At 65.7% G+C, this 16,722-nt stretch carries 15 protein-coding genes; 13 read left to right on the top strand and 2 right to left on the bottom strand.

Annotated features, from left to right (window positions below; genetic code table 11):
• The 5 genes from BCO18175_RS29200 to BCO18175_RS29180 all read left to right on the top strand — a co-directional run bounded on the left by BCO18175_RS29200 (position 1) and on the right by BCO18175_RS29180 (position 3,735).
• On the top strand, positions 1-1,482 hold the full coding sequence (locus tag BCO18175_RS29200; protein ID WP_174986142.1) for an N-acyl-D-amino-acid deacylase family protein: 1,482 nt from the start codon (positions 1-3) through the stop codon (positions 1,480-1,482).
• A 76-nt stretch (positions 1,483-1,558) separates the two neighbouring features.
• Positions 1,559-1,945 (top strand): RidA family protein, encoded by a 387-nt coding sequence (locus tag BCO18175_RS29195; protein ID WP_014896068.1) that lies wholly within the window; start codon positions 1,559-1,561, stop codon positions 1,943-1,945.
• Positions 1,946-2,227: 282 nt separating this feature from the next.
• Positions 2,228-2,659 (top strand): STM2901 family protein, encoded by a 432-nt coding sequence (locus BCO18175_RS29190; protein WP_174986141.1) that lies wholly within the window; start codon positions 2,228-2,230, stop codon positions 2,657-2,659.
• On the top strand, positions 2,659-3,012 hold the full coding sequence (locus BCO18175_RS29185; RefSeq protein WP_174986139.1) for a DUF1493 family protein: 354 nt from the start codon (positions 2,659-2,661) through the stop codon (positions 3,010-3,012). The genes BCO18175_RS29190 and BCO18175_RS29185 overlap by 1 nt, the downstream gene beginning before the upstream one ends.
• A 303-nt stretch (positions 3,013-3,315) precedes the next feature.
• Positions 3,316-3,735, top strand: a complete 420-nt coding sequence (locus tag BCO18175_RS29180; protein ID WP_174986137.1) for a bleomycin resistance protein — start codon at positions 3,316-3,318, stop codon at positions 3,733-3,735.
• Positions 3,736-3,854: 119 nt separating this feature from the next.
• Here BCO18175_RS29180 and queF read toward each other — a convergent pair whose 3' ends face one another.
• Both queF and ilvA read right to left on the bottom strand, forming a co-directional pair.
• The gene (gene queF / locus BCO18175_RS29175) at positions 3,855-4,679 is read right to left on the bottom strand and encodes an NADPH-dependent 7-cyano-7-deazaguanine reductase QueF (protein WP_174986135.1); all 825 of its coding nucleotides are present in this window, start codon (positions 4,677-4,679) and stop codon (positions 3,855-3,857) included.
• Between the two features lie 11 nt (positions 4,680-4,690).
• Entirely contained in the window at positions 4,691-6,214 is a 1,524-nt protein-coding gene (ilvA, locus tag BCO18175_RS29170) for a threonine ammonia-lyase, biosynthetic (protein WP_174986133.1), read from the bottom strand.
• Positions 6,215-6,788: 574 nt separating this feature from the next.
• Here ilvA and BCO18175_RS29165 point away from each other — a divergent pair.
• From BCO18175_RS29165 to BCO18175_RS29130, 8 genes are all read left to right on the top strand, one after another.
• Positions 6,789-10,814 (top strand): DUF3683 domain-containing protein, encoded by a 4,026-nt coding sequence (locus tag BCO18175_RS29165; protein ID WP_011353166.1) that lies wholly within the window; start codon positions 6,789-6,791, stop codon positions 10,812-10,814.
• Positions 10,815-10,899: 85 nt separating this feature from the next.
• Positions 10,900-11,343 (top strand): HIT family protein, encoded by a 444-nt coding sequence (locus BCO18175_RS29160; RefSeq protein ID WP_174986131.1) that lies wholly within the window; start codon positions 10,900-10,902, stop codon positions 11,341-11,343.
• Complete coding sequence (locus tag BCO18175_RS29155) at positions 11,340-11,753, top strand: gamma-butyrobetaine hydroxylase-like domain-containing protein (RefSeq protein ID WP_085042378.1); 414 nt, start codon at positions 11,340-11,342, stop codon at positions 11,751-11,753. Before BCO18175_RS29160 ends, BCO18175_RS29155 begins: the two co-directional genes overlap by 4 nt.
• 53 nt (positions 11,754-11,806) lie before the next feature.
• A complete protein-coding gene (ubiE, locus tag BCO18175_RS29150) occupies positions 11,807-12,538 on the top strand; it encodes a bifunctional demethylmenaquinone methyltransferase/2-methoxy-6-polyprenyl-1,4-benzoquinol methylase UbiE (protein WP_174986248.1) in 732 nt (243 codons plus the stop codon).
• Between the two features lie 41 nt (positions 12,539-12,579).
• Positions 12,580-13,614, top strand: coding sequence for a Tim44 domain-containing protein (locus tag BCO18175_RS29145; RefSeq protein ID WP_174986130.1), 1,035 nt, complete (start codon positions 12,580-12,582; stop codon positions 13,612-13,614).
• 164 nt (positions 13,615-13,778) lie between these two features.
• Complete coding sequence (locus tag BCO18175_RS29140) at positions 13,779-14,405, top strand: ubiquinone biosynthesis accessory factor UbiJ (RefSeq protein ID WP_059589718.1); 627 nt, start codon at positions 13,779-13,781, stop codon at positions 14,403-14,405.
• Between the two features lie 13 nt (positions 14,406-14,418).
• Positions 14,419-15,996, top strand: a complete 1,578-nt coding sequence (gene ubiB, locus BCO18175_RS29135) for a ubiquinone biosynthesis regulatory protein kinase UbiB (RefSeq protein WP_174915404.1) — start codon at positions 14,419-14,421, stop codon at positions 15,994-15,996.
• A gap of 17 nt (positions 15,997-16,013) precedes the next feature.
• The gene (locus BCO18175_RS29130; protein WP_174986128.1) at positions 16,014-16,640 is read left to right on the top strand and encodes an SAM-dependent methyltransferase; all 627 of its coding nucleotides are present in this window, start codon (positions 16,014-16,016) and stop codon (positions 16,638-16,640) included.
• Positions 16,641-16,722 lie beyond the last annotated feature (82 nt).

Below are 16,722 nucleotides of genomic sequence, written 5' to 3'. Positions count from 1 at the left end.
ATGCATTCGCATCCCGAAGCCGCCGATACGCTGATCGTCGGCGCGCAGCTTTACGACGGTACCGGCGCGCCGCCCGTCACGCGCGACGTCGCGATCCGCAACGGCGTGATCGCGGCGATCGGCAACCTGTCGAACTGGCTTGCCGAAACTGTCGTCGATGCGAACGGCCGCGCGCTCGCGCCGGGCTTCGTCGACGTGCACACGCACGACGACACGCACGTGATCCGCGCACCGGAGATGATCCCGAAGATCTCGCAGGGCGTGACGACCGTGATCGTCGGCAACTGCGGGATCAGCGCGTCGCCGGTGACGCTCGCGGGCGATCCGCCCGATCCGATGAACCTGCTCGGCGAGCGCGGTGCGTTCCAGTACCCGACCTTCGCCGATTACGTCGCGGCCGTGAACGATGCGCGTCCGGCCGTGAACGTCGCGGCGCTCGTCGGCCACACGGCGCTGCGCAACAACCAGATGGACCGCCTCGATCGCGCGGCGACCGACGGCGAGATCGCCGGCATGCGCGCGCAGCTCGAGGAAGCGCTCGCGAACGGCGCGCTCGGCCTGTCGTCGGGCCTCGCGTACGGCTCCGCGTTCGCGGCGCCCACCGAAGAGGTGATGGCGCTCGCCGAGCCGCTCGCGAACGCGGGCGCGCTGTACACGACGCACATGCGCACCGAGTTCGACGCGATTCTCGATGCGATGGAAGAGGCGTACCAGGTCGGCCGCCATGCACGCGTGCCGGTCGTGATCTCGCACCTGAAGTGCGCGGGCCCGTCGAACTGGGGGCGCAGCACCGAAGTGCTTGCATCGCTCGAAGGCGCGCGCCGCTACCAGCCGGTCGGCTGCGACTGCTATCCGTACAGCCGCAGCTCGTCGACGCTCGACCTGAAGCAGGTGACGGGCGACATCGACATCACGATCACGTGGTCGGAGCCGCACCCGGAAGTGGCAGGCAAGCTGCTGAAGGCGATCGCGGCCGAGTGGGGCGTGACCGAGCAGGAAGCCGCGCAGCGCATCCGCCCGGCTGGCGCCGTGTACCACAACATGTCCGAGGACGACGTGCGCCGGATCCTGTCGCATCCCGCGACGATGGTCGGCTCCGACGGCCTGCCGAACGACCCGCTGCCGCACCCGCGGCTGTGGGGCGCGTTCCCGCGTGTGCTCGGCCACTACGTGCGCGACACGAACCTGCTGCCGCTCGAGGAAGCGATCCGCAAGATGACGTCGCTGTCCGCGCGCCGCTACGGGATCGCGCGGCGCGGCGAGGTGCATGTGGGCTACCACGCGGATCTCGTGCTGTTCGACCCGGCGAGCGTGATCGACGCCGCGACGTTCGAGAAGCCGCAGCAGCCCGCGCACGGGATCGACGCCGTGTGGGTGAACGGCGTGCTCACTTATGAAAACGGCCAGCCGACCGGCGAGCGCGCCGGCGGCTTCGTCGCACGCGGCGAGCGCGTGCCGGCGAGTGCCGACGCCGCGTTCTGAACGCGGTTGATGTTCCGATCTGCCGCGCGCGCCGTCGTCGGTGCGCGCATCCGTAACCGAAACAAGGAGTGAAACGATGAAGCGATATGGCGTAGGCGAAGCGAAGGGAACCGGCGGCCAGGTGATGCCGTTCGCACGCGCGGTCGAGGCCGACGGCTGGCTGTACGTGTCGGGCCAGACGCCGATGGTGAACGGCGAGGTCGTCGAAGGCGGCATCGTCACGCAGTCGAAGCAGACGATCGAGAACGTGATCGCGATCCTGAAGGAAGCCGGCTACGGCCTCGAGCACGTCGTGCGCTGCGGCGTGTGGCTCGACGACGCGCGCGATTTCGCGTCGTTCAACAAGGTGTTCGTGTCGTACTTCGGCGAGCATCCGCCGGCACGCGCGTGCGTGCAGTCGAGCATGGTCATCGACTGCAAGGTCGAGGTCGACTGCATCGCGTACAAGGCGCCGGTGAAGTAAGGTTCGAGGGCGAATTGTTGTGTAACGAGGCCGGCGCAGTTGCATGCGCCGGCCTCGTTGCGTTATGACGGAGTCGATGTATTGCCGGACGGCGTCAAATTTTCACACTTTTAATGAAATTCTTCAGGCGGGGGGCGTGACACGATATGTCCGTCTGGCGGGCGGTTGCGGTGATGGACGGATAATGCGCAAGTGGTGTCGACGAAACGCGATAGGGCGAATTGAATGGATTGGTGTGTATGGTCGCCATTCTGATCAACGATTTCGTGAAGTCGGACCATTATGAGCAGTACATACCGCTACGGCATTCATTCGGATCTCACACCCGCGGAGCTTTTCTTTTTTGTTGCTGTAGAAGAGACGTGCACACGGATCGGGATCGACGATGTCGAAGCCGTGATCCTGATTTTGGCCGGATGGCTCGTTTTGCCGACACGGCAAAAATTCGGCGGCGCGACGAAAGGAACGTCCGTCGCATCCGTGATGGCTCGCTCGATTTTTCGATACCAGCTCAACAGGAAGGTTTTGCCAACAGTGACGCTTCAAAGCATCAAGTCGCTTCGGATCATTCTGACCCGGAAGCTGAGTGTATTCATCGGGCGAGCCGTTCCGGGCGTCGGTTGGGCGCTGCTTGCGCGCGACGTATTCGAGATCGTCCACAGTACGGTCTCCAGGTACAACAACCTCGTCAAACCTGAGGACAAGGTGTTCTGATGGAAGACGTGTGCTGGGACGAGATCGAAGCCTTTGTCCGGTCAGAGGTGGGGCTCGGTCCGTCGAAGCCGCTCTCCGCCGGCACTCGACTCTGGGAGGATCTGGGCCAAACCGGCGACGAAGCAAACGATTTCATGGGGCATTTTTTTGAACGGTTTGCTGTCGACACGGGCGATTTCGACTTCCATCGATATTTTCTGATGGAAGGCGAGGGGCTGCTTTATTCGCTATTTCGGCGATGGGTGCTTCGAAAGCCGCACGACTTCAAGCGGGAACCGATTACGCTCGCGATGCTGCATCGTGCAGCCGTTGAAAGAAGATGGGACGCTACGCGATTGGTCGCACTTCAGTGAAAAGGCGGGTTTCCGCGCATATCGATCCGGATTTCAACGCACGCGATTGGGAGCGACTTCCGCGAATGCGCTACTTCCGCAAGCGGTCGGTGCGGGTGGGCTGCAAAATTCTGGCTGGCATAGTCCGCCAAGCCGGGATCGGGCTGACCATCTCGTTATGGGCCGGCACATTCACGTGTGCTGGGCTCGTTTCGTCATCTGTCGTGCCGGGGCGACGGATGAAGGGCTCCCACGGCAGCAACCGCCGCAACGCATCCCTCCCGTTCATGTAATGTGCCGCATGACCATACGGAGAGGACATGCATGGAATGGGCCGCACTGGTGCCGGAGCTGATCTGCTCGGATCTTGCCGGAAGCATTCGCTTCTATCGCGACGTGCTGGGATTCCGGATTCGCTTCGAGCGTCCGGAAGACGGGTTCGCCTATCTTGAAATCGGGCGGGCCCAACTGATGCTCGAGCAGTGCAGCCCGGAGGGCTGGCTGACCGGCCCGCTGGAGCCGCCGTTCGGGCGCGGGATCAATCTTCAGATCGAGGTCGATACGCTCGACCCCATCCTGGACAGGATCCGCGCCGCTGGCGTGGCGCTATTCGTCGAGCCGCGCACGTCCTGGTATCGGGAGGATGATATCGAGCATGGCCAGGTCGAGATGCTGGTGCAGGATCCCGACGGCTACCTGTTGCGCCTGGTTGAGATTCTCCCGGAGCGGCCGGTGAGCGGGTGAGGGGCGTTCGCGCTTTTCCGCGCAATGAAAAACAGCCCGGCCGGTTGAACCCGGCCGGGCTGTTTTATCAGGGGGTACCGCGCGCTTTGCCAACTGCGAACCGCGGCGGCCCGCCGCCGTCACTGCCGCGCATTACGCGCGTTGTCCGGCATCGGCTGGTTGTAGTTGGTGCGGAACGGGTTGATGTCGAGCCCGCCGCGGCGCGTATAGCGCGCATATACAGCGAGCTTCACCGGTTTGCACGCATGCAGGATGTCGAGGAAGATCCGCTCGACGCACTGCTCGTGAAAGCCCGTGTGATTGCGGAACGAGATGATGTAGCGCAGCAGGCCTGCGTGATCGATCTGCGGTCCGACGTAGTGGATCTGCACGCTGCCCCAGTCGGGCTGGCCCGTGACCGGGCAGTTCGAGCGCAGCAGGTCGGACACGAGCGTCTCCTCGACCGGTGCTTCGTCCTCGGCGGCCGACAGCAGTGACGGATCGGGTTCGTACACGTCGGTGTCGAGGTCGAGCCGGTCGAGCGACAGCCCGTCGAGTTCGTCCATCTCGAGCTTGCCGAAATCGTGCGGCGACACCAGCTGCACGGAAACGGTCGCGCCGCACGCGGCCGACACGTCGCGCTTCAGCGTGTCGCGCACCGCGTCGATCGAGTCGAGCTTCGTCTGCGCGAACGAGCCGAGATACAGCTTGAACGACTTCGATTCGACGATGTTCGGCGATTCGGCCGGCACATAGAACGTCGCAACCGCGATCTGCGGCTTGCCGCGCGCGTTGAGCCACGACAGCTCGTAGGCGTTCCAGATGTCGGTGCCGAAGAACGGCAGCGCCGACGTGATGCCGAGCTGCTCGCGCGCGCCGGCGCGCGGGATCGGGAACAGCAGCGACGCGTCGTACTGCGCGGCGTAGACGGTGGCCTTGCCGAGCGGGGAATGTTCGGGATTCATGCGTGACGCCTTTACGACAGGAAGAGGCGGTAAGCCGGGTTGGCGCTCTCCTCGACATACGGATAGCCGAGTGCCGCGAGGAAGCGTTCGAATTCGGCGCGATCGGCCTGCGGCACCTGCAGCCCGACGAGGATCGAGCTGTAGTCCGCGCCCTGGTTGCGGTAGTGGAACAGGCTGATGTTCCAGTCCGGCGCCATCGACGACAGGAACTTCATCAGCGCGCCCGGCCGTTCCGGGAATTCGAAGCGGAACAGGCGCTCGTCGAGCGCGAGCGGCGAACGGCCGCCCACCATGTAGCGGATGTGTTCCTTCGACAGTTCGTCGTGCGTCAGGTCGACGGACTTGAACCCGTGCGATTCGAAGTTCGCGGCGATCTCGGCCGATTCGCCGCGGCGCTTGATCTGCACGCCGACGAAGATGTGCGCGGCCTGCGCATCGGCGATCCGGTAGTTGAACTCGGTGACGTTGCGGTCGCCGACGAGCGAGCAGAAGCGCTTGAAGCTGCCGCGCTCCTCGGGGATCGTGACCGCGAACACGGCTTCGCGCGCTTCACCCACTTCCGCGCGCTCGGCGACGAAGCGCATCCGGTCGAAGTTCATGTTCGCACCGGACGTGACCGCGACGAGCGTCTGGTTCTCGATGCCTTCGCGTTCCGCGTAGAGCTTCGCGCCCGCGACCGCGAGCGCGCCGGACGGCTCGAGCACGCTGCGCGTGTCCTGGAACACGTCCTTGATCGCCGCGCACAGTGCGTCGGTGTTCACCGTCACGACGCCGTCGAGGTATTCGCTGCAGAGGCGGAAGGTTTCCTCGCCGACCAGCTTCACGGCGGTGCCGTCCGCGAACAGGCCGACTTCGCTCAGCTCGACGCGCTTGCCGGCTTCCAGCGACTGCGCCATCGCGCACGAATCCTCGGCCTGCACGCCGATCACCTTGATCTCCGGCCGCACCGCCTTCACGTAGGCCGCGACGCCGGACGCGAGCCCGCCGCCGCCGATCGGCACGAAGATCGCATGGATCGGGCCCTGGTGCTGACGCAGGATTTCCATCGCGATCGTGCCCTGGCCGGCGATCACGTACGGATCGTCGAACGGGTGGACGAACGTGAGGCCGCGCTCTTCCTGCACCTTGACCGCGTGTGCATACGCGTCGCTGTACGACTCCCCGGCCTGGATCACCTCGACGCTCGGGCCGCCGTGCGTACGCACGGCGTCGACCTTCACCTGCGGCGTCGTGACCGGCACGACGATCACGGCCTTCACGCCCATCCGGGCCGCCGAGAATGCGACACCCTGCGCGTGGTTGCCGGCCGACGCCGTAATCACGCCGCGGGCGAGCGCGTCCGTCGGAATGTGCGCCATCTTGTTGTACGCGCCGCGCAGCTTGAACGAGAACACCGGCTGGTTGTCCTCGCGCTTCAGGTAGACCGCATTGCGCAGCCGGGCCGACAGGTTGCGGGCGGGTTCGAGTTCCGTCTCGATCGCGACGTCATAGACGCGCGCGGTGAGGATTTTCTTCAGGTAATCGTGGGATGCCATGGGCGCTCGCGTGCAGTGCGGAAGCAGACGGTAAAGGATCAATGATAGCGCCAAGGGTCCGCCCGCATGCAAGCGGCATGCCGAGCGCACCTTCGCGGGGCCGCGCGGGCGGGGCGTCGGCGCGCTCGCGGCGCCTTTTTTACCGGTTTAACCGCGTGGTTACCGACCGGACGGACGGCGAATGGTCACACGAAATCGCGCCGAGCCAGGCCTGGCGCGGCTCGCGGCGATAGCCCCACGACCTGTCCGACGTGTCACGCATGGCCCGATCATGGGTTAGAATTCCGTTTTGAATCAAGGATCGGAAGATGCAGAGGCACCCTCGGATCGCACCGTTGAAGCCGACGCCGCGCGCAGCTACCCCCGCGGCGGAACGGCATGCGCGCCGCGCGCGATCGTGCTGATGGTTCCGAGTGCCGCCAGGCCCTGTCGCCGGCCAGGAGGGGCGAGTCGCCCGCTCCGGCCCCATGAAGGACAGCCGCGCGCCTGGTAACAGAACAGATTTCCCCAAGATTGCGCCCACGCGCTTGCCGACGCCCGTGCACGGTGTATCGGCCCTCCGAGTCGTCCGAACATGAACGCACCACAAGTTTTCGATCCGCATGGCGCGGCCGCCGCCGTCGCCTCCGACCCCGCGCCCCGCTTGCGCGAGATTCCCTATAACTACACGTCCTTCTCGGATCGCGAGATCGTGATCCGCCTGCTCGGCGAAGAGGCGTGGTCGGTGCTCGACGAATTGCGCGCCGAGCGCCGCACGGGCCGCTCGGCACGGATGCTGTACGAAGTGCTCGGCGACATCTGGGTCGTGCGCCGCAACCCGTACCTGCAGGACGACCTGCTCGACAACCCGAAGCGCCGCGCGCTGCTGATCGAGGCGCTGAACCACCGCCTGACCGAAATCGGCAAGCGCCGCAGCGCGGATCTCACCGAGCACCGCGACGACGCGGGCCGCGAGCGCGCATCGCGCGTCGAGATGCTCGAAACCGCCGCGCAGCGCGCGGTCAACGAGTTCGCCGACGAATTCGAGAAGATGGCCGACCTGCGCCGCCGCGCAACCAAGGCGCTCGGCCGCTGCACGCAAAAGGACAACATCCGTTTCGACGGGCTGTCGCGCGTGTCGCACGTGACCGACGCGACCGACTGGCGCGTCGAATACCCGTTCGTCGTGCTGACGCCCGATAGCGAAGCCGAGATCGCCGGCCTCATCAAGGCCTGCTTCGAGCTCGGCTTGACCGTGATCCCGCGCGGCGGCGGCACCGGCTACACGGGCGGCGCGGTGCCGCTCACGCCGTTCTCCGCAGTGATCAACACCGAGAAGCTCGAACAACTCGGCGCGGTCGAGCTGACCGAGCTGCCGGGCGTCGCGCACAAGGTGCCGACGATCTTCTCCGGCGCGGGCGTCGTCACACGCCGCGTGACCGAGGCGGCGGAAGCGGCCGGCTACGTGTTCGCGGTCGATCCGACCTCGCTCGACGCATCGTGCATCGGCGGCAACGTCGCGATGAACGCGGGCGGCAAGAAGGCCGTGCTGTGGGGCACCGCGCTCGACAACCTGGCCTGGTGGCGGATGGTCGACCCGGACGGCAACTGGCTCGAAGTCACGCGCCACGAGCACAACCAGGGCAAGATCCACGACATCGCGGTCGCGCGTTTCGAGCTGAAGTGGTTCGACGGCGCGTATGCGCCGGGCGAGAAGCTGCTGAAGAGCGAGATGCTCGAGATCGAAGGCCGCCGGTTCCGCAAGGAAGGGCTCGGCAAGGACGTGACCGACAAGTTCCTCGCCGGCCTGCCGGGCGTACAGAAGGAAGGCTGCGACGGGCTCATCACGTCCGCGCGCTGGGTGCTGCACAAGATGCCCGCGCACACGCGCACCGTCTGCCTCGAATTCTTCGGCCAGGCGCGCGAGGCGATCCCGAGCATCGTCGAGATCAAGGACTACCTGTTCGAAACGTCGAAGCAGGGCGGCGCGATCCTCGCGGGCCTAGAGCACCTCGACGAGCGCTACCTGCGCGCGGTCGGCTACGCGACCAAGAGCAAGCGCAATTCATTCCCCAAGATGGTACTGATCGGCGACATCGTCGGCGACGATGCCGATGCGGTCGCGCACGCCACGTCCGAAGTGATCCGGATGGCGAACGGCAAGAGCGGCGAAGGCTTCGTCGCGGTCAGCGCGGAGGCGCGCAAGCGCTTCTGGCTCGACCGCAGCCGCACGGCCGCGATCGCGAAGCACACGAACGCGTTCAAGATCAACGAAGACGTCGTCATCCCGCTGAACCGGATGGGCGAGTACACCGACGGCATCGAGCGGATCAACATCGAGCTGTCGCTGAAGAACAAGCTGCAACTCGTCGACGCGCTGGAAGCGTTCTTCCGCGCCGGCAACCTGCCGCTCGGCAAGACCGACGATGCAAACGAGATCCCGAGCGCCGAACTGCTCGAAGATCGCGTGCAGCAGGCGCTGGAGTTGCTCAAGCGCGTGCGCGCGCGCTGGGAATTCGTGCGCGACCGGCTCGACCAGCCGTTGCGCGAGGCGCAGCACTATCTCGTGCAGCTCGGTTACGAGGCGCTCGCCGAGAAGTTCGCCGACCGTGCGGACGAGCAGCCGGGCGCGACCGTGTTCCACATCACGCAGGACCGCACGGTGCGCATCTCGTGGAAGCAGGAGATCCGCGCGGAGCTGCGCGCGATCTTCAACGGCGGCGCGTTCAAGCAGATCCTCGACGAGGCGCAGGCGATCCACAAGCAGGTGCTGCGCGGCCGCGTGTTCGTCGCGCTGCACATGCACGCGGGCGACGGCAACGTCCACACCAACCTGCCGGTCAACTCCGACAACTACGAGATGCTGCAGGACGCCCACGCGGCGGTCGCACGCATCATGACGCTTGCGCGTTCGCTCGACGGCGTGATTTCCGGTGAGCACGGCATCGGCATCACGAAGCTCGAGTTCCTCACCGACGACGAGATCGCCGAATTCCGCGCGTACAAGCAGCGCGTCGACCCGAACGGCCGCTTCAACAAGGGCAAGCTGCTCGAAGGCGCCGATCTGCGCAACGCGTATACGCCGAGCTTCGGGCTGATGGGGTACGAGTCGCTGATCATGAAGCAGTCCGACATCGGCGCGATCGCCGATTCGGTGAAGGACTGCTTGCGCTGCGGCAAGTGCAAGCCGGTGTGCGCGACCCACGTGCCGCGCGCGAACCTGCTGTACAGCCCGCGCAACAAGATCCTCGCGACGTCGCTGCTGGTCGAGGCGTTCCTGTACGAAGAACAGACGCGCCGCGGCGTGTCGATCAAGCACTGGGACGAGTTCAACGACGTGGCCGACCACTGCACGGTGTGCCACAAGTGCGCGACGCCGTGCCCGGTGAAGATCGACTTCGGCGACGTCACGATGAACATGCGCAACCTGTTGCGCAAGATGGGCAAGAAGAAGTTCAACGCCGGCAATGCGGCGGGCATGTTCTTCCTGAACGCGACCAACCCGCAGACGATCAACGTCGCGCGCAGCGTGATGATGGGCGCCGGCTACAAGGTGCAGCGCTTCGCGAACGACATGCTGAAGAAGGTCGTGACGAAGCAGACGCAGCACCCGCCGGCGACGGTCGGCAAGCCGCCCGTGGTCGAGCAGGTGATCCACTTCGTCAACAAGAAGATGCCGGGCAACCTGCCGAAGAAGACGGCGCGCGCGCTGCTCGACATCGAGGACAACAAGATCGTGCCGATCATCCGCAACCCGAAGTCGACCACCGTCGATTCGGAAGCGGTGTTCTATTTCCCGGGCTGCGGCTCCGAGCGCCTGTTCTCGCAGGTCGGTCTCGCGACGCAGGCGATGCTGTGGGAAGCCGGCGTGCAAACGGTGCTGCCGCCGGGCTACCTGTGCTGCGGCTACCCGCAGCGCGGCTCGGGCCAGTACGACAAGGCCGAGAAGATCGTCACCGACAACCGTGTGCTGTTCCACCGGGTCGCGAACACGCTGAACTACCTCGACATCAAGACGGTGGTCGTGTCGTGCGGTACCTGCTACGACCAGCTCGCCGGCTACGAATTCGACAAGATCTTCCCGGGCTGCCGGATCATCGATATCCACGAGTTCCTGCTCGAGAAGGGGATGAAGCTCGACGGCGTGACGGGCACGCGCTACATGTATCACGACCCGTGCCACACGCCGATCAAGACGATGGACCCGGTAAAGCTCGTCAACGAGCTGATGGGCGCGGAGAAGGACGGCTACAAGATCGAGAAGAACGAGCGCTGCTGCGGTGAGTCGGGCACGCTCGCGGTCACGCGCCCGGACATTTCGACGCAGGTCCGTTTCCGCAAGGAAGAGGAGATCCGCAAGGGTGCCGCGAAGCTGCGCAGCATCCCGGTCGTGGCCGGCAACGCGCCGGCGCCGGCCGCCGCGGCCGCGAACGGCCCGGACGTGAAGATCCTGACGAGCTGCCCGTCGTGCCTGCAGGGCCTGTCGCGCTACGGCGAGGATGCGAACCTCGAAGCCGACTACATCGTGGTCGAAATCGCGCGCCAGGTGCTCGGCGAGAACTGGATGGCCGATTATGTCGCACGCGCGAACAATGGCGGGATCGAGCGCGTGCTGGTCTAATGCGGGCATGACGACCGCCCGACCGGGCCAGGAATGAGCGGGCGCCGGCGCAGCAATGCCGGCGCCCGTCCACATGGGAGCGACGATGGAATGCGTGTTTTGCCGTGAAGACGGCGGCGAGCTGCTCTGGCAGGACGATGCGCTGCGCGTCGTTCTCGCAACGGGCGAGCACGACTACCCGGGCTTCTGCCGGGTGATCTGGGGCGCGCACGTGGCCGAATTCTCCGATCTCGGCGAGCCCGACCGGGCCCACCTGATGCGCGTGGTCTACGCGGTCGAGCGGGCCGTGCGTCGCGTGATGCAGCCGAACAAGGTGAATCTCGCGAGCCTCGGCAACATGGTGCCGCATGTGCACTGGCACGTGATCCCGCGCTTTTCGAACGACGCACACTTCCCGCAGCCCGTATGGGCGCCGCGCCAGCGCAGCGTGTCCGAGGCGCTGCTGCGCTTGCGCGCCGCGCAGGCCTCGCTGCTGCACAATGCGGTGCGCGAGGAAATTCAACGCATGACCGATTCGAGGCAGCCATGAGCGGTTTGACTTCCACGACGCCGATTCCGTCCGGCGTCGTCGTGCACGCGGTATCGCGCGTGCTCGAATTGCAGTACCCGAACGGCGACAGTTTCCGGATTCCGTTCGAGCTGATGCGCGTGTATTCGCCGTCGGCCGAGGTGCGTGGCCACGGGCCCGGCCAGGAGACGCTGCAGACGGGCAAGCGCGAAGTGACGATCACCGCGCTCGAGGGCGTCGGCAACTACGCGCTGCAGCCGACGTTTTCCGACGGTCATTCGACCGGCATCTACTCGTGGGACCTGTTGTACGAACTGGCGACGCAGCAGGACGCGCTGTGGCGCGACTATTTCGACAAACTGAAGGCGGCGGGCGTCGAGCGCGACGCCCCGATGCCGGCGGCCAGCGCGTCGCACGGCCACTGCCACTGAAATTCGACGGCGCCCGCTCGGCGCCGTCTTGCCATTTACTGAGGATCAACGCGATGAGCAAAACCCACTTCGGCTTCGAAAGCGTCGAGGAAAACGAAAAAGCGAAGAAAGTGGCGGGCGTGTTCCATTCGGTCGCGAGCAACTACGATCTGATGAACGACCTGATGTCGGCGGGCATGCACCGCGCGTGGAAGGCGTTCACGATCGCGCAGGCGAACGTGCGCCCCGGCTTCAAGGTGCTCGACATCGCGGCCGGCACCGGCGACCTGACCAAGTCGTTCGCGAAGGCGGCCGGGCCGACGGGCGAGGTCTGGCACACGGACATCAACGAATCGATGCTGCGCGTCGGCCGCGACCGACTGCTCGACAAGGGCATCGTGACGCCGTCGCTGCTGTGCGACGCGGAGAAAACTCCCTTTCCGGACAACTACTTCGATGTGGTCACGGTCGCGTTCGGACTGCGCAACATGACGCACAAGGATGCCGCGCTGGCCGAGATGCGCCGCGTGACGAAGCCCGGCGGCCGCGTGATGGTGCTGGAATTCTCGAAAGTCTGGGATCCGCTGAAAAAAGCGTACGATCTGTATTCTTTCAAAGTATTACCGTGGCTTGGCGACAAGTTCGCGAAAGATGCTGAAAGTTACCGGTATCTTGCTGAATCTATCCGGATGCACCCCGATCAGGACACGCTGAAGACGATGATGGAACAAGCGGGCCTCGATGCCGTCAAATATTACAATTTGTCAGGTGGCGTGGTAGCTTTACACATGGGAGCCAAGTACTAAGGGGCTCTTTCCATACATTTGTCTTACATCCGGAGAAACTGATGTTTCAATCGCGTTCGTTGTTCAACCGTAGCAAGCCGTCGAAGCCGTGGGCTCGACGGGTCGGCACGCTGCTGATGGTCGGCCTGCTCACGGCCGGCACGTTCGCATCGCTCGACGCCGAAGCCAAGCGCATGGGCGGCGGGCGCAGCATCGGCCGCCAGAATTCCACCGTCACGCAGCGCCAGGCCACGCCGCCCGCGCAGCAGCCGATGCAGCAGGCCGCGCCGTCGCAGGCGCAGCGTGCGAATCCGGCTGCGCCCGCGCCGGCTGCGCAGCCCAACCGCTCGCGCTGGCTGGGGCCGATCGCCGGTCTTGCGGCCGGTCTCGGCATCGCGGCGCTGCTGTCGCACTTCGGCATGGGCGGCGCATTCGCGAGCATGATGGCGAACGTCATCGTGATCGCGCTGCTCGCGGCGGTCGGCATCTGGCTGATCCGCAAGTTCATGAACCGCCGTCGTCCGCAGGAGCCGGCATACTCGGTCGGCGGCTCGGCGTCGTCGTCGGGCGGCTACTCGCAAAGCCCGTCGTTCCAGCAGGGCAGCACGGGCAGCAACTATGCGGGTAGCGGCAGCAGCTACGCGAACGAAGCGCAAGGCGTGTTCGGCGGCGGTGCCGCGGCCACCGGCGCGGCAGCGGCTGCTGCGGCAGCACCGCTGCAGGTGCCGGCCGGCTTCGACACCGAAGCGTTCCTGCGCAGCTCGAAGGTTTATTTCGTGCGCCTGCAGGCTGCGTGGGACCAGGGCAACCTGGCCGACATCCGCGAGTTCACGACGCCCGAAATGTTCGCCGAGATCAAGATCGACCTCGATTCGCGCGGCAACGAGTCGAACCAGACCGACGTCGTGCAGCTCGACGCGGAACTGGTCGCGATCGAGGATCGCGGCATCGAGCAGTCGGCGAGCGTGCGCTTCCACGGCCTGATCCGCGAATCGGCGAATGCGTCGGCTGCGCCGTTCGACGAGGTGTGGAACCTGTCGAAGTCGGGCAGTCAGGGCTGGCTGCTCGCGGGCATCCAGCAGATCAACACGCACTGAGCGTGACCGGCGGCCCACGCCGCCGATCACCCGGGCAACGGCCGCCGCACTGCGACCGCTTGCCGCCCGGGTGTGTGGTCAGGCACGGTCTGCCGACGATCCGACGTTACAATAGAAACCCGCGTGGGCGCCCGGCCTGCGCGGGTTTTTTCTTTCCCAGCCCGATGACCTTTGCCGCCAAGCCTTTTGCTGCTGCCGTCAATCACCTGCTCGCCCGCGAATCGTGGGCGCGCGACCGCCTGATTCCGTATGCGGGCAAGACTGCCCGGATCGACGTGCCCCCCGTTACGCTCACGCTGCTGGTGCAGCCCGACGGCTATCTGTCAGCCGTCGAAGCGCATGATGCGCAACAGGTCGACGTGTCGATCGCGCTCGCCGGCGATACCGTCGCCGCATTCCTGCAGGGCGGCCAGGCGGCCGTGATGAAGCACGTGAAGATCGAGGGCGACGCAGAGTTCGCGACGCAGATCGCGAAGCTGGCCGAGCACCTGCGCTGGGAACCTGAAGAAGATCTCGCAAAGCTGGTCGGCGACGCGGCGGCATACCGGATCGCGACGGTCGTGCGCGACGCCGGTGCGCGCGCGCGACGCACCGGCCGCAACGTGCTCGATTCCGTCGCCGAATATTGGCTCGACGAGAACCCGCAGGTCGTCCGGCGCGCGTCGCTCGGCGGCTTCGACGCCGAACTGGCGCGCGCACGCGATGCGCTCGCACGGGTCGAAAAGCGGGTCGAGCGACTCGAACAAAAAATCGGCGCGCGCACGGGTTCCGGCCCGCGCGGCGCGCACTGAGGGGCCGCAGGGCATGCGCATTTTCCGTTTCATCAAGATTGTCTACACCGTCATCCGCTTTGGTCTCGACGAAGTGATGCTGTCCCGGATCGACGACCGGCGCGTGAAGCTGCTGTTGCGGATCACGACGATCGGCCGCCGCTATTCCGATCCGCCTGCCGTGCGGCTGCGTCACGCGCTCGAAAGCCTCGGCCCGATCTTCGTGAAGTTCGGCCAGGTGCTGTCGACGCGCCGCGACCTGCTGTCGGTCGATTTCGCGAACGAACTCGCGAAACTGCAGGACCAGGTGCCGCCGTTTGATTCGGCGGTCGCGATCGGGATCATCGAGAAGTCGCTCGGTGCGCCGGTCGACGAGCTGTTCGACGAATTCGAGCGCGAGCCGATTGCGAGCGCGTCGATCGCGCAGGTGCATTTCGCGAAGCTCAAGCAGGGCCAGCACGCGGGCAAGTCCGTCGCCGTCAAGGTGCTGCGCCCGAACATGCTGTCCGTGATCGATTCCGACCTCGCGCTGATGCGCGATATCGCGATCTGGACAGAGCGCATGTGGGCCGACGGCCGGCGCCTGAAGCCGCGCGAGGTCGTCGCCGAATTCGACAAGTACCTGCACGACGAACTCGACCTGATGCGCGAGGCCGCCAACGGCAGCCAGCTGCGCCGCAATTTCGCGGGTCTCGACCTGCTGCTCGTGCCCGAGATGTTCTGGGATTTCTCGACGTCGCAGGTGCTCGTGATGGAGCGCATGACCGGCGTGCCGATCAGCCAGGTCGAGACGCTGCGTTCGGCCGGCGTCGACATCAAGAAGCTTGCACGCGAAGGCGTCGAGATCTTCTTCACGCAGGTGTTCCGCGACGGCTTCTTCCATGCGGACATGCACCCGGGCAACATCCAGGTGAGCCTCGATCCGAACACGTTCGGCCGCTACGTCGCGCTCGACTTCGGGATCGTCGGCGCGCTGTCCGATTTCGACAAGAACTACCTCGCGCAGAACTTCCTCGCGTTCTTCAAGCGCGACTATCACCGCGTCGCGACGCTCCACCTCGAATCGGGCTGGGTGCCGCCGGAAACGCGCGTCGAGGAGCTCGAAAGCGCGATTCGCGCAGTGTGCGAGCCGTATTTCGACCGCGCGCTGAAGGACATCTCGCTCGGCCAGGTGTTGATGCGCCTGTTCTCGACGTCACGCCGCTTCAACGTCGAGATCCAGCCGCAGCTCGTGCTGCTGCAGAAGACGATGCTGAACGTCGAGGGGCTCGGCCGTTCGCTCGACCCCGAGCTCGACCTGTGGAAGACCGCGAAGCCGTACCTCGAACGCTGGATGACCGAGCAGATCGGCCTGCGCGGCTGGTACGAACGCTTCAAGGTCGAGGCGCCGCAGTGGAGCAAGACGCTGCCGCAACTGCCGCGCCTGATCCACCACGCGATGGCGGCGCGCCATGACGCGCCGCGCGCGGCGAGCGAGGAACTGATGCGTCAGGTTCTCGTCGAGCAGAAGCGGACGAACCGGCTGCTGCAGGCGCTGCTGATCTTCGGCCTTGCCGTCGGCGTCGGCGCGCTCGTTGCGCGCGTGCTGCTCGCGCTCGCCTACGGCACATGACCGAAAGGAGCAGGGCGATGTCCGATCCGAAGCAACCCGTCACACCGGCCGCCGCCGATTTCGCGACGCGCGATCCCGGTAACGCTTCGTTCTGGGACGAGCGTTTCGAGCGTGGCGTGACGCCGTGGGAATTCGGTGGCGTGCCCGATGGTTTCAGCGTGTTCGCGCACCGGCTCGAGCCGTGCGCGGTGCTGATTCCCGGCTGCGGCAGTGCGCAGGAAGCCGGGTGGCTGGCCGAAGCCGGCTGGCCCGTGCGTGCGATCGACTTCGCCGCACAGGCGGTGGCTGCCGCGAAGGCGCAGCTCGGCGCGCATGCGGGCGTCGTCGAGCAGGCCGATTTCTTTACGTACCGGCCGCCGTTCGACGTGCAGTGGGTGTACGAGCGCGCGTTCCTGTGCGCGCTGCCGCCGGCCATGCGTGCCGGCTATGCGGCGCGCATGGCCGAGCTGCTGCCGGTGGACGGATTGCTGGCCGGCTATTTCTTCCTGATGGCGAAACCGAAGGGGCCGCCGTTCGGAATCGAGCGTGCCGAACTCGATGCGCTGCTCACGCCGCACTTCGAATTGATCGAGGATTTGCCCGTGACCGATTCGCTGCCCGTGTTCGAAGGGCACGAGCGCTGGCTCACGTGGCGCCGCCGCTGATGCGCGGGTGTCGCGGCCATTGCCGGAGCGCGGCAGGGTTTCGGCTATAATTCAAGGTTTTGCAAGCTGTTTCCAGTTTCCG

This window comes from Burkholderia lata (genome assembly GCF_902499335.1).
Lineage (GTDB): Bacteria > Pseudomonadota > Gammaproteobacteria > Burkholderiales > Burkholderiaceae > Burkholderia > Burkholderia lata_B.
Note: the sequence above shows the minus strand (reverse complement) of the source record. Positions and strands in the feature narration are given on the sequence as shown.

Bases quoted from the DNA above. Each gene is read 5' to 3' on its own strand.
- BCO18175_RS29200 (WP_174986142.1), top strand. From the start codon at position 1: ATGCATTCGCATCCCGAAGCCGCCGATACGCTGATCGTCGGCGCGCAG.
- BCO18175_RS29195 (WP_014896068.1), top strand. From the start codon at position 1,559: ATGAAGCGATATGGCGTAGGCGAAGCGAAGGGAACCGGCGGCCAGGTG.
- BCO18175_RS29190 (WP_174986141.1), top strand. From the start codon at position 2,228: ATGAGCAGTACATACCGCTACGGCATTCATTCGGATCTCACACCCGCG.
- BCO18175_RS29185 (WP_174986139.1), top strand. From the start codon at position 2,659: ATGGAAGACGTGTGCTGGGACGAGATCGAAGCCTTTGTCCGGTCAGAG.
- BCO18175_RS29180 (WP_174986137.1), top strand. From the start codon at position 3,316: ATGGAATGGGCCGCACTGGTGCCGGAGCTGATCTGCTCGGATCTTGCC.
- queF (WP_174986135.1), bottom strand. From the start codon at position 4,679: ATGAATCCCGAACATTCCCCGCTCGGCAAGGCCACCGTCTACGCCGCG.
- ilvA (WP_174986133.1), bottom strand. From the start codon at position 6,214: ATGGCATCCCACGATTACCTGAAGAAAATCCTCACCGCGCGCGTCTAT.
- BCO18175_RS29165 (WP_011353166.1), top strand. From the start codon at position 6,789: ATGAACGCACCACAAGTTTTCGATCCGCATGGCGCGGCCGCCGCCGTC.
- BCO18175_RS29160 (WP_174986131.1), top strand. From the start codon at position 10,900: ATGGAATGCGTGTTTTGCCGTGAAGACGGCGGCGAGCTGCTCTGGCAG.
- BCO18175_RS29155 (WP_085042378.1), top strand. From the start codon at position 11,340: ATGAGCGGTTTGACTTCCACGACGCCGATTCCGTCCGGCGTCGTCGTG.
- ubiE (WP_174986248.1), top strand. From the start codon at position 11,807: ATGAGCAAAACCCACTTCGGCTTCGAAAGCGTCGAGGAAAACGAAAAA.
- BCO18175_RS29145 (WP_174986130.1), top strand. From the start codon at position 12,580: ATGTTTCAATCGCGTTCGTTGTTCAACCGTAGCAAGCCGTCGAAGCCG.
- BCO18175_RS29140 (WP_059589718.1), top strand. From the start codon at position 13,779: ATGACCTTTGCCGCCAAGCCTTTTGCTGCTGCCGTCAATCACCTGCTC.
- ubiB (WP_174915404.1), top strand. From the start codon at position 14,419: ATGCGCATTTTCCGTTTCATCAAGATTGTCTACACCGTCATCCGCTTT.
- BCO18175_RS29130 (WP_174986128.1), top strand. From the start codon at position 16,014: ATGTCCGATCCGAAGCAACCCGTCACACCGGCCGCCGCCGATTTCGCG.